This is a genomic window from Pseudomonas sp. UBA4194, assembly GCF_002379585.1.
In the GTDB taxonomy this organism is placed as follows: Bacteria; Pseudomonadota; Gammaproteobacteria; order Pseudomonadales; family Pseudomonadaceae; genus Aquipseudomonas.
This window is the reverse complement of the sequence record NZ_DFUE01000024.1, coordinates 1-12,059: the sequence shown is the minus strand read 5'-3', so window position 1 is coordinate 12,059 and position 12,059 is coordinate 1. Positions and strand designations below refer to the sequence as shown.

Below are 12,059 nucleotides of genomic sequence, written 5' to 3'. Positions count from 1 at the left end.
CGGTACATAGCGCTAGCCCACGATCAAAGTTCGGTGTCCTCCACCTGATCGGCCAGGGCCTGATCGGTGAGTTCCTTGATCAGCCGCCGCTGCTCGCTGTCCAGACGTTGCTGCAGGGTTTGCAGTTGGGACATGTAGCGCGCGTGGCCTATTTCGCTCACGTCGTCTTCCAGGGCGTTGAAGCGCTTGAGATAAGGCTCGGTCACCGCCTCGAAGCGCGCGACATGCTGCTGGCGCAGGTAGCCGACCCACGCGTCACTGCGGTAGAGCGCCTCGCGCATGGCCGGGCCATCCTCCATGGCCAGGATGCTGGCCTGGGCCTTGCCCAGCGTGGCGGCATCCAGCTCGGTCATGCCGGTGAAGATCATCCTTTCCGGCTGACCCGGCAGCTCCAGCGCCTTGCGCAGGACAATCCGGTAGCCCAACTGCACCTCCACATCATCGACACTGCGCCCCGCCTTCAGGCGCGCCTGAATATCGGCCTGGGCCACCTTTTCGACTTCCTCCAGGCGAAACAGCCCCTTGCACAGCTTGAGCATTTGCGTGGCGGAGCCTGGGGTGCCGAGTGCCTGCTGGACCATGGCGCGCACCTCCAGGTTGCTGAACACCAGAGTCACGCCGTCGCTGCAGGTACGCTCATGGCTGGCGTAGGTGAACACGGCGTCGCGCACCGCCTGGTCCTCGCTGGCCGCCTCGATCACCTTCCATACCCGCGCCTGGAGCAGCGGGTAGGCGCGTTGAAAATCGGCGGTCTCGGTGAGTTCGCTGAACACCCTGAACAGCTCCTGGGAGTTCGGTTCGGCTTGCAGAGCCTTCCAGGCCTGGGTCTTGATCTCGCGCTCGGCGGCAGGAAGCTTTTGCAGCCAGCGCGGGATCAATTCGTCCTGGGGGCTGACGATGTTGGGGCGACGATGCACCCGACCGGGGTAACCGATGCCCAGGCCGCTGCCGTTGTTTTCGTGGTACTGGCGCAGGCGGGTCAGGCTGGCCTCGCTCAGGGGATTGTCGTGCAGGTAGGTCACCCGGTTGATGCGCATGACGCGGGCGCTGTCCTCGGGTGCCGGATCGAGCACCTCGTCTGGAATCTCGCTGATGCGATTACCGCGCAAGCCGAGCACTTCCAGAGCCTCCAGTTTCATCACCCCCGGTGGCCAGCTATCGATGCCGGTGTGGCTCAAACGCAGGCCACGCAGATCGGTCATGGCACTGACGTCGAAGGTGCGGCCCAAAGGGTTATTGCTCAGGTGGATATCCTTGAGCCGGGTCAGGCCACTGAGCGCTTCGGCGGCTTCGGCGCTCAGCACGATCTGGTTGTGGGCCAACAACAATTTGCTCAGGTTGCGCATCGGCGTGATCGCCTCCGGCAAACGGGTCAGGCGATTGTTGGCCAGTTCCAGCCAGCGCACATGGGGAAACAGACTGATGAAAGCATTGCCATCGTCCGTCAGCCCGGTCCGGCGCAGGTTCAGGGAAGACACATGGTCGAAACGTGCGGTCAGCGCTGGCAACTCGCCGAGGGTCAACTCAGAGAGGTCAAGTTCAAAACCCAACAGCTGACCTGCGGCGGTCATCACTCGGGGTGTCTCGCGCAGCCAGCAGGCCTTGATGCGCTGTGCAACCTGCGCGCGGGTCGCCCGCCGCGCCGCGGCACTGCCCGCAGCGGAATCGGTCAGCGGTTGCGCCACCCAGGCATCCAGCATGCTGCGGGTGTGCTGCCAGTCGTGGGCCAGGCGTTCCAGCTCCTGGGCAATCTCGCTGTCAGAGTACAGAAAGCTCATCTCCTCCAGCAGGGCGTCCACCGCGCTGCTGTCCAGGGACGGATACAACGCGCTGGCCTGGCGGGCCAATGCATCGCGAGCGCTGGGCAGGCGGCCTTCGCCACTCATGGGGTAGCCCAACTGTTGATCGACCCGAGTGAGGCGGCGCCAGCCGGTGGGAGTGGCTGTCGCACCCAGCACTGCACCGGCTGCCGTGCGGTCGTCGCTGGCCCGCGCCGCCAGGGAGGTGCGCAAACTTTCGGCGTCATGAATCTGCAGGCCCAACTGGCGGCGTTGGGCATCGGGCAGTGCCTTGAGCACGGCGCTGTAGAGGTCGCCGGGGGCGTTGAGCTGATGCCCTTGGGCGTCGTAGGCCTGGTACAGGCCGTTGTGGCGCACCAGCCTGGCCTGCGTGGTGGCGGCGTCGGCCCCCGCCTGTTGCACCAGGGTGCCGGTCAGGCGCTGATCGCGCAGTTCCAGGCGCATGTCGCTGGGCCAGGTTGCCAGTGTGTCCAGCAGACCAAAGCCGAGAGTATCGCTGTCGGCACTGGTCAGGCCGCTCAGGTGGATGCCCTCGATGGCCCGGTTCAAGCGGACCTCGCGCTGATAACCACGGGCCATCTGCGCCAGGCGCAGGGGCACCTTGTGTTGCTTTTCCAAGGTCAGGCGTTCGGCACTGGTGGCTTGGCCAAGAATCTCGTCGGCGACCGCCGTGGGCAGCCCGGGAAAATCGCGCAGCACTGGGGCGAGCGGCACACTGGCAACCGACTCAGGCACGGGATAGTAAAGCTCCAGCATGGCCTGGCGCTGGGCCTCGGCCAAGTCTGCCAGCAGCCCGTCGATCGCGTGCAGCCGAGCGCTGTGATCGACCGGCAGGCTGTCGCCGAACAGCTCGCTCAGGGCCGAGGTGTCGAGCTGTTCGAGCAGGCGTTCAGCCAACTGGCCACTTGTGATGTCACTGCGTTGCAGGGTCAGCACCCGGCTGCCGTTGCCGTATTCGGCGGCAGCCCCCCAGGCTTCCGGACCTTCATAGACCTTGAGCATGAGTGACTTTGGCCAGCGGGGGTGGCGCGTCAGCAGGCCCAGCGGGTAGCCCGTGCGCCCGCCCAACGGCTGCCCGGCGCGCAGTCGGGCGATCAGCAGGCGGGACTGGCGTTCGGCCTGGAAGCGTTGCAGGGTATCGCGCAGCAGCGCCGGTGGCGGCGTCTGCTCGACCAGGCAACGCCGCACCTGCGCTGCATCGACGCCGGTCAGGCTCAGCGCCTGCCGCAGTTGCCCCTCATCAAGGCCTTCGCTGAGCGGGCCGAGTCGACGCAGCAAGGTCGCGTCATCCCAGTGCAAGGGCTGCTCGAAGCGGGCGGTCCAGGCCCCTGCCCCGTTGTGTTCGACCGGCGGCTGATAAGCATTCGAGTCGCTGGGGTGCAAGATCCGTCGGGTGCCCTTGGGGTCCGCTGCGCTGACCTCATGCACTGCGCCATCGAGTTTTATCCAATCCTTTTCCGCATGGCGGTAGACGCCCTGGGCATCGGGTTGCACCTCGGTGGGCAGCTTCACGTCGCTGCGGTAGGCATCCAGCTCTGGATACCATAGCCGTTGCTCGCCACTGGCCAGGGTGACGGGCTGCATACGGTCGACCGTGGGGTTCTTGTAGGTGCTGGCAAAATCCTCGGCCAGCCCGCCGGTGACCACCATCAAACCGAGATTGCCCAGCACGCTGGCGAAATGGCTGAAGGCCTCATCGGTGCGGTCATCGCCCCAGGCTTCGACCCCGTGATACACCTCGCTGAGCAGCTGTTCGGCGATGATCGGCAGCATCACCACGCCCAGTGCCGGGATGCACATGCCGGCATAGCTCAACAGCGACACACCGGTTTGCAGGTAGCCTTCCCAACGCAGCAGCGCCTGCTGGGCATCGACCGTGGCCGTGGGGATGGCGACGGCCGCGCCCTGGGCCTTGAGCCAGGCGATGTGGCGCTGATGCAGATGGGCAAACAACTCACCGCGCACGGCAACGGGCTCGATGTCCAGCACGGGCTGAGTATTGACCACGGCGATGGCGCGACCCTCGTCGTTCTCTTCCTTGCGCCACAGGCGCGCTTGCAGGCGTCGCTTGAAGTCGATCCGTTCCTGCTGGGCGATGAAACCCAGGAAAAAATCTCGGTAGCCCGGCAGCGCCAGGCGGCTGCCCAGCTCGCGGGCAAAGGCACCGCTGGAGGGGTACTGCTTGAGCGGGGTTTTGGGGTCACCGGGAATCCACGCCAGGCAAGGTGTGTCGGTTTGACCGTTGCCCGGGGCCGGGCCGATCAGCACGATATCGTGCAGGGCCGAACGCAGCAGGCTGAGGCGACTGCATTGCACGGCCTGTCCGGCCCAGGTGGCCGGACGGCCGGCGATCAGCTCGGTGAGCACAGTGAAGCCGTCGTCGTCGATGTGTTTCTGCAGTCTCGCAACGTGGCTCAGGGTGTCGAGTTCGGCCTTGCGCGCGGCGATCATTTGCGCCGCCAGAGCGTCGCGTGTGTCGGGGTGGTCGAAGATACCGCTCAGGTGCTCCTGATAGCGCTCGCCCAGGTCCAGCTGACGACAGAAGGTGGCGAACGCCGAGGGTTCGATCGCCAGTGTGCCGGTGTATTGCCAGGATACGCCGCTGAGGAAGGGGTCCAGCTTGATGGGCGCCGAGTGTTGCAAGCTGCCGGCCGGTGCCAGGGCGGCGAAGGCATGGAACGGCTCTTCGACGACGAAGTTATGCAGGGCTGCCAGCATCAGGCTTTGGGGTGCGGGGGTGTAGTGCTCCAGCAGGCCGCCCAGTGCTGTCTCGGTCTGCACCCGCACCAACTGGTGAGTGTGCACGTCGTAGGCGCTGCCGAAGCGCATGCGCAGGGCCTCGCGCAACAGCGGTTCGGTGAACTCGAGGACGCCTTTATAGGCTTTGAGGGACTGGCTCAGCACCTGACGACACTGCCGCCGCCGTTGCTGGCTCTGGGTCAGTGCCTGACGTTGCGCAGCGCTGGCGGCGGTGAACCAGGCCGCCTCGCCCGAGGCGCTGTACTGCTCGGCCAACAGGCTGGTTTTCACGGCGGCGAGCTGGGCGCCATCCAGGGCGCGCATCCACGGCTGGGCACGGTCCTTGACGAAGGCATCGTTGCGCCCGGGCGCGATGGGGGAATAGGTATTCATGGGGGTTTCCTTTGACAGGTGAATGACAAAGGAAACCAGAGGCCCGCAGCCGTGCTGCGGTAGTTATGGCTGGCGGGCGGTTACCAGAAGCGCTGCTGGGTCAGCTTGCCCCAGGCACGCGTGGCCAGGTGGTCCAGGGACAGGCTCGCGGCCAGGCCGACACGCTCCTGCAGGCTCTTGGCCTTGGCGTAGTGCAGATGGAAAACTTCGGCCTGTTTGGCGCGCTCGGCCAGGTATTCGTCGCTGGTCTTGAGTTCGTCGACCAGCTGTTTGTCCAGTGCCGCCACCCCCAGCCACACTTCGCCGGTGGCTACGTCATCGATGGACAGTTGCGGGCGGTAGTGGGCCACGAAGCTCTTGAACAGCTTGTGGGTGACGTCCAGGTCTTCCTGAAACTTTTCCCGGCCCTTTTCGGTGTTCTCGCCGAATACGGTCAGGGTGCGTTTGTATTCGCCAGCGGTGAGCACCTCAAAGTCGATGTCGTGTTTCTTCAGCAGCTTGTTGACGTTGGGCAACTGCGCCACCACGCCAATGGAGCCGAGAATGGCAAACGGCGCGCTGATGATCTTCTCGCCGATGCAGGCCATCATGTAGCCGCCGCTGGCTGCGACCTTGTCGATGCACACGGTCAACGGCACGCCCGCCTGACGGATACGCGCCAGCTGCGACGATGCCAGGCCATAGCTGTGGACCATGCCGCCGCCGCTTTCCAGGCGCAACACCACTTCGTCGTTGGGGGTGGCCAGGCTCAGCACGGCGGTGATTTCATGGCGCAGGCTCTCGGTGGCCGAGGCCTTGATGTCACCGTCGAAGTCGAGCACGAAAACCCGGTGCTTGCTGTCGGGCTTTTTCTTCTTGTCCTTCTTTTCGCCCTTGGCCTGCTCCTTGCGCAGGGCCTTGAGCTTGTCCTTGTCGAACAGCCCGGCTTCCAGACGCTCGCGCAGGCCCTTGTAGAAATCGTTCAGCTTGCTGACCTGCAACTGGCCGGAAGATTTGCGCCGGCCCTTGGCGCGCAACGAGGCGATGGCGGCCAGCACCACCAGGATAGCCACCACGAGGGTGACGGTGCGGGCCAGGAAACCGGCGTAATCGGCGAGAAACTCCACAGTGACTCCTTACAGACATGACGCCCCGCGCACGGCACGGGGTTTTCGAGTGCGCCCAGCATACCGGGGGCCACTGTCGGCGACCAGAAGGACCACTGCAAATGCGGTGAACGGTTCGCCATGACTGCGCTGCAGGGTTGCGAACAGGCCATTCAAACGAACGTATGATTTATCGTTGACAGCGCCTGTGGCCAGCCCTAACCTCGCAGGACCTTCACCGTCACGGGACGATGCGCACGTGGGCAGCATCTATCTGATTCGACATGGTCAGGCTTCATTCGGCGCCGCCGATTACGACGTGCTGTCGCCCCTGGGCGAGCGCCAGGCTCAAGTGTTGGGCAGCCATCTGGCCGACCTTGGCCTGCGGCTGGACCGCTGCATCTCCGGCAGCCTGCGCCGTCAGCGCGACACCGCCGAATGGGCCATGAAACAATTGCCCAGCGCGCCCGAGCTGGAAATCGACCCAGCCTTCAATGAGTTCGACGCCGAGGGCATGGTGCGTGTATTGCTGCCTGCCGTGCTGGCCGACGAACCGGACGCGGCCGCCACCATGGCCGACATTGCCCGCAACCATGCCGAATTCCAGCGCCTGTTCGTGCTGCTGACCGATCGTTGGCAGGGCGGTGAGCATCTGCACGACGAACTGGAGAGCTGGGAAGTGTTTCTGGCCCGCGCCCAAGGTGGGTTGCAACGGATCGTCGAGCGCGCCCGCGCCGGCGAGCAGATCGCTGTATTCACTTCGGGCGGCACCATTGCCGCACTGCTCCACTGCACCCTGGGCCTGCCTGCCAACCGGGCCTTGGCAATGAGCTGGGAAATCGTCAACACCTCCATCAGCCAACTCAAGTTTCACGCGGGCAATGTGGCGCTGGCTTCTTTCAATGGCCACACCCATCTGCAACTGCACAAGGCACCGGAACTGATCACTTACCGTTGAGTCGCAGGGCAACGCCGTGCTACTCGACACCGCACAACCCAAAAAAAGGACGACACCATGACCTCCGTAGCTGACGCCGTACAAGCCATGAAAGCCAAGTTCAACCCCAGCGCCGCCGCTGGCCTGGACCTGGTATTCGGCTTCAACATCACCGACGAAAACAAGCAGTACGCCTTGATCGTCAAGGATGGCACCTGCGACCTGCAGGAAGGCGAGAACCCCGATGCCAACGTCACCCTGGTGATGGACAGCGAGACCCTCAAGGGTATCGTCAGCGGCGAGACCGATGGCATGCAGGCCTTCATGGGCGGCAAGCTGCGCGCCGAAGGCGACATGATGCTGGCGATGAAGCTGAGCGAGCTGTTTCCCGTCTGATCCCGTCATGCGGTGAAGGGCCCCGGTTGCTGCCGTGAGGGCCCTTCATCCCACCCTTCCCCGCCTGCCCTCCCCGCCTGCTGCCTGCTCGAACCTCCCCTCCCATCCTGAAGAATTATTCAGCCTCCGTTCAGCCGCAAACCCCCCGCCGCCGTTTAATAATGAGTATCATTATGTTACAAATTACCATCCTCTCTACTCATCCGACGGTGCGAAGTGCTGGTTCCATTCTTGATCATGTTGCGCGAAGGGATTGAAGCCGCGCTCATCGTTGGCATTATCGCCAGTTACCTGAAGCAGACCGGTCGTGGCCAATGGATGCCCGCGGTGTGGATCGGCGTGTTCCTCGCCGCCGCCGTAGCCTTGCTGGTCGGTGGCGCGCTGGAGCTGATGAGCGCCGAATTTCCACAGAAACAGCAGGAGCTGTTCGAAGCCATCATTGGCTTCATCGCTGTGGCCATTCTCAGTTCCATGGTGTTCTGGATGCGCAAGGTGGCCCGTTCCATCAAACATTCCCTGCAGGAATCCCTGGAGCATGCCCTGACCGGTTCCAGGCACCAGGTGACGGCCCTGATCGCCATGGTGTTCTTCGCCGTGGCCCGTGAAGGGCTGGAAACCGTGTTTTTCCTGCTCGCCGTGTTTCAACAGAGCGAAGGCCCCGGCGCGCCAATCGGCGCATTGCTCGGCTTGCTGCTGGCCGTAGCGGTCGGCTTTGCCATCTACAGCGGCAGCATGCGCTTGAACCTTGCGCTGTTCTTCCGCTGGACCGGCCTGTTCATCCTGGTGGTGGCCGCCGGCATTCTGGCCAACTCGGTCATGGCCCTGCACGAAGCCGGGGTCTGGAACAGCCTGCAAACCGTGGTGTTCGACATCAGCGCCACCTTGCCGATGGACGGCCCTGCCGGCTCGGTGCTGGCCGGCATGTTCGGTTACCAGGACGCGCCAACGGTGAGTACGCTGGGCGCCTACCTGCTCTACCTCGCGGTCACGCTGGTGCTGTTCTTCCTGCCTCACGGCCAGCCGGCCCAAGGCGCCGCACGCTCACATTCTTCTGCCACCCATCAGTAAGGCAACCATGTCCAACCCAGTAAACGGCGCGCCCCCGCGCCTCATGCGCCTGGCGGTCTCAGGCTCCGTGGTGGTGATGATCGCCGCCGGGGGCCTGTTCTACTACGCGTCCCAGGTGGCGTCGAGCAAGCGCCAGGCCAGCAGCCAGAACGAGATCGTGGTCAACATCCACCCGCACAACTGCGAGCCCAATGCGCTTACCGTTGCCGCCGGTCGCAACAGCTTCCGCATCGTCAACCGCTCCGAGCGAGCGGTGGAATGGGAAATCCTCGACGGTGTGCTGGTGGTCGAAGAGCGAGAGAATATCGCGCCGGGCTTGAGCCAGGTCATCAATGCCAACCTGCAACCGGGCGACTATCAGATTACCTGCGGCCTGCTCAGCAACCCGCGCGGCACCCTCAAGGTCACACCTACCGCTGAATCCGACGCGGCCGCCAAGGCGCGCCCTTCCATGGTGGCGTTCGTCGGTCCTCTGTCCGAGTACCGGGTGTACCTGGCCACCCAGAGCAGCGCCCTGATTCGCGCGGTGGAAGCCTTGAACCAGGCGATCAGCGCCGGTGACCTGGCGCAGGCACGCGATCTGTATGTGCCAGCCCGCGCCGCCTACCAGCGGATTGCCGCCGCGGCTCAGCGCTTCGCCGAACTGGACAACGCGATCAATGCGCGCGCCGATTATTACGAGAAGCGCGAGCAGGACCCGGCCTTTGGCGGCTTCCATCGCCTGGAATATGGCCTGTTTGCGCAGAACAGCCTGGACGGGCTGGCGCCGGTGGCCCAGAAGCTGGCCAGCGATATCACCGAGCTCAAGCAACAATTGCTGGGCCAGCCGCTACCGCCGGAACAGTGGGTGAGCATCGTTTCGCGCAACCTGCACAGCCTGGCCGACATTCGTACCAACGGTGAAGAAGAACGCTACAGCCACACCGACCTGAACGGCTTCGCCGCCAACGTGCAAGGCACGCGCAAGGTCGTGGATCTGCTGCGGCCGTTGCTGGCCAAGTCGGCCGCCGATCTGTTGCCCAGGATCGATGCCGCGCTGGCAGCGTTGGATGACCAGCTTGGCAGCCTGCGCGCCGGCGATGCCTATCCAGGCTATGACACCGTGACGGCCGACCAGCGCAAGCTGATCGCCGACAAAGCCAGAACCCTGGCCGAGGCACTGGACGCCATCACCCCAGCCCTGGGCCTATCCACCCTGTAGCAGCGGCGTAAGCCGCGTCCTGGGCACAGCGCCCTTTTTCGAGCGCCCGGCTACAGATCTGGAAAACGGCCGGACGCGGCTTACGCCGCTGCTACAGCTTTGAGATTTTGATGAGTATGAGCACCACGGATAATCCTGACACCGCCATCGACACCCAACGCCGCCGCGTGCTGCTGGGCCTTGGCGCCGCGGGCGCCGCATTGGCCGGCGGTGGCTTGAGCTGCCCGGTGATGGCTGCGCCTGCCGCCAAGGTGACTGAAGCACCGAAGAGCGAAAAGACCCAGGACCGCCATGACTATCAGGGCCTGCACCAGACGGGCATCGTCACCCCGCGCCCGGCCGCCGGCATGATGGTCGCGTTCGACGTGCTGGCCAGCGACCGCGAAGACCTCGAGCGCCTGTTCCGCACCCTGGACGAACGCATCCGCTTTCTGATGACCGGCGGCCCGGTGGCTCAGGTCGACCCGAAGCTGCCCCCGGTGGATTCCGGCATTCTCGGGCCGGTGGTCACCCCGGACAACCTGACCATCACCGTGTCGGTGGGTGAGTCGCTGTTCGATGACCGCTTCGGCCTCACCGCCGCCAAACCCAAGCGGCTGTCGCGCATGGTGGGTTTTCCCAACGATGCGCTGGAAGCCGATCAATGCCACGGCGACTTGACCCTGCAGTTCTGCGCCAACACGCCGGACAGCAACATCCATGCGCTGCGGGACATCGTCAAGAACCTGCCCGACTTGCTGTTCGTGCGCTGGAAGCAGGAAGGTTCGGTACCGCCCCAGGCACCCACCAAGCCCGGCGAGCCCGAACAGAGCGCGCGTAACTTCCTGGGCTTTCGCGACGGCTCTGCCAACCCCGACTCCAACGACAATTCATTGATGAACGCGCTGGTATGGGTCCAGCCCGACAGCGACGAACCGGCCTGGGCTGCCCAAGGCAGCTATCAGGCCGTGCGCATCATCCGCAATTTCGTCGAACGCTGGGACCGCACCCCGCTGCAGGAACAGGAGAGCATCTTCGGCCGAGTCAAGACCACCGGTGCGCCCATGGATGGTCAGCGAGAAAGCGATGTGCCGGACTACGCCAAGGACCCCGAGGGCAAGGTCACCAGGCTCGATGCTCACATCCGCCTGGCCAACCCGCGCACGCCCCAGTCGCAGCGCAACCTGATCCTGCGCCGGCCGTTCAACTACTCCAACGGGGTAAACAAGAACGGCCAGCTGGATATGGGCCTGCTGTTCATCTGTTACCAGGCCGATCTGGAACAGGGCTTCATTGCCGTGCAGACCCGCCTCAACGGCGAGCCGCTGGAGGAGTACCTCAAGCCGGTCGGCGGCGGCTATTTCTTTACCTTGCCGGGGGTGACCGGCGCGCAGGACTACATCGGTCGCTCGCTGTTGGACGCGACGAAAACCAACACCACCCAAGCCTGACCACTTGATCCATCCGGGGACCCATCCATGAAAAAGACGCCACTCGCTCTGCTGCTGACCCTAGGCCTGCTCAATGCACCGCTGTCCGCTTTCGCCGCAACCCAGTCGCCGCTGGACCTGGTGGGGCCGGTTTCGGACTACAAGATCTACGTGACCGAGAAGGTCGACCAACTGGCCGTGGAAACGGCCAAGTTCACCGACGCGATCAAGAAAGGCGATCTCGCTACTGCGAAGAAACTGTATGCGCCAACCCGCGTGCACTATGAGGCCATCGAGCCGATTGCAGAGTTGTTCAGCGACCTGGATGCCTCCATCGATTCCCGTGTCGACGACCACGAAGCAGGCGTGAAAGCCGAAGACTTCACCGGCTTCCACCGCCTGGAATACAGCCTGTACTCGGAAAACACCACCAAGGGCCTGGACGCACTGGCCGACGGCCTGCTCAAGGACGTGAAGGACTTGCAGGCGCGCATCGCCGAACTGACCTTCCCGCCGGAGAAAGTCGTGGGCGGCGCCGCAGCGCTGCTGGAAGAAGTCGCCGCCACCAAGGTGTCCGGCGAGGAAGACCGCTACAGTCACACCGACCTGTACGACTTCCAGGGCAACATCGACGGCGCGAAGAAGATCGTCGACCTGTTCCGGCCGCAGATCGAGAGCCAGGACAAGGCATTTGCTGCCAAAGTGGACAAGAACTTCGCCACCGTGGACAAGATCCTGGCCAAGTACAAAACCAAGGACGGCGGTTTCGAGACCTACGACAAGGTCAAGGAAAACGACCGCAAGGCACTGATCGGGCCGGTGAATACCCTGGCTGAGGATTTGTCGACGTTGCGTGGCAAGCTTGGGTTGAATTGAGGGAGCGGCTGGGGATCTGCGGTGAATGGTCCCCTCACCCCATCAAGCCCCCCCAATCACCGCCGCCGATCCCGGCTCTCCACCGCCAACTCCAGCGCCTTCTGCATATCCAGCCGCGCCGACCGCCCCACGTCCACGTTATCCAACTGATAATCC

General features: G+C 64.1%; 9 protein-coding genes. 6 read left to right on the top strand and 3 right to left on the bottom strand.

What is annotated here, in order from left to right:
- Nucleotides 1–23 precede the first annotated feature (23 nt).
- The gene (locus B3397_RS06910) at nucleotides 24–4,931 is read right to left on the bottom strand and encodes an NEL-type E3 ubiquitin ligase domain-containing protein (protein ID WP_296248485.1); all 4,908 of its coding nucleotides are present in this window, start codon (nucleotides 4,929–4,931) and stop codon (nucleotides 24–26) included.
- 80 nt (nucleotides 4,932–5,011) lie between these two features.
- Nucleotides 5,012–6,037, bottom strand: coding sequence for a protease SohB (sohB, locus tag B3397_RS06905; RefSeq protein WP_296248483.1), 1,026 nt, complete (start codon nucleotides 6,035–6,037; stop codon nucleotides 5,012–5,014).
- A 238-nt stretch (nucleotides 6,038–6,275) separates the two neighbouring features.
- Between sohB and B3397_RS06900 the strand changes: the two genes are divergently transcribed.
- The 6 genes from B3397_RS06900 to efeO (B3397_RS06875) all read left to right on the top strand — a co-directional run bounded on the left by B3397_RS06900 (nucleotide 6,276) and on the right by efeO (B3397_RS06875) (nucleotide 11,903).
- On the top strand, nucleotides 6,276–6,974 hold the full coding sequence (locus B3397_RS06900) for a histidine phosphatase family protein (RefSeq protein ID WP_296248482.1): 699 nt from the start codon (nucleotides 6,276–6,278) through the stop codon (nucleotides 6,972–6,974).
- 57 nt (nucleotides 6,975–7,031) lie between these two features.
- A complete protein-coding gene (locus tag B3397_RS06895; RefSeq protein ID WP_296248480.1) occupies nucleotides 7,032–7,349 on the top strand; it encodes an SCP2 sterol-binding domain-containing protein in 318 nt (105 codons plus the stop codon).
- Nucleotides 7,350–7,565: 216 nt separating this feature from the next.
- Nucleotides 7,566–8,417: an iron uptake transporter permease EfeU gene (efeU, locus tag B3397_RS06890; RefSeq protein ID WP_296248478.1), complete on the top strand. Its 852-nt coding sequence runs from the start codon at nucleotides 7,566–7,568 to the stop codon at nucleotides 8,415–8,417.
- Nucleotides 8,418–8,424: 7 nt separating this feature from the next.
- The gene (gene efeO / locus B3397_RS06885; protein ID WP_296248477.1) at nucleotides 8,425–9,618 is read left to right on the top strand and encodes an iron uptake system protein EfeO; all 1,194 of its coding nucleotides are present in this window, start codon (nucleotides 8,425–8,427) and stop codon (nucleotides 9,616–9,618) included.
- 116 nt (nucleotides 9,619–9,734) lie between these two features.
- Nucleotides 9,735–11,048 carry an iron uptake transporter deferrochelatase/peroxidase subunit gene (efeB, locus tag B3397_RS06880; protein ID WP_296248501.1) on the top strand — a complete coding sequence of 438 codons (1,314 nt, stop codon included), beginning with the start codon at nucleotides 9,735–9,737 and terminating at the stop codon, nucleotides 11,046–11,048.
- A gap of 27 nt (nucleotides 11,049–11,075) precedes the next feature.
- Nucleotides 11,076–11,903, top strand: a complete 828-nt coding sequence (efeO, locus tag B3397_RS06875) for an iron uptake system protein EfeO (RefSeq protein WP_296248476.1) — start codon at nucleotides 11,076–11,078, stop codon at nucleotides 11,901–11,903.
- Nucleotides 11,904–11,959: 56 nt separating this feature from the next.
- Here the strand turns inward: efeO (B3397_RS06875) and B3397_RS06870 are convergent.
- Nucleotides 11,960–12,059 (bottom strand): hypothetical protein (locus B3397_RS06870; RefSeq protein WP_296248499.1); only part of this gene is annotated, 100 nt, incomplete at its 5' end.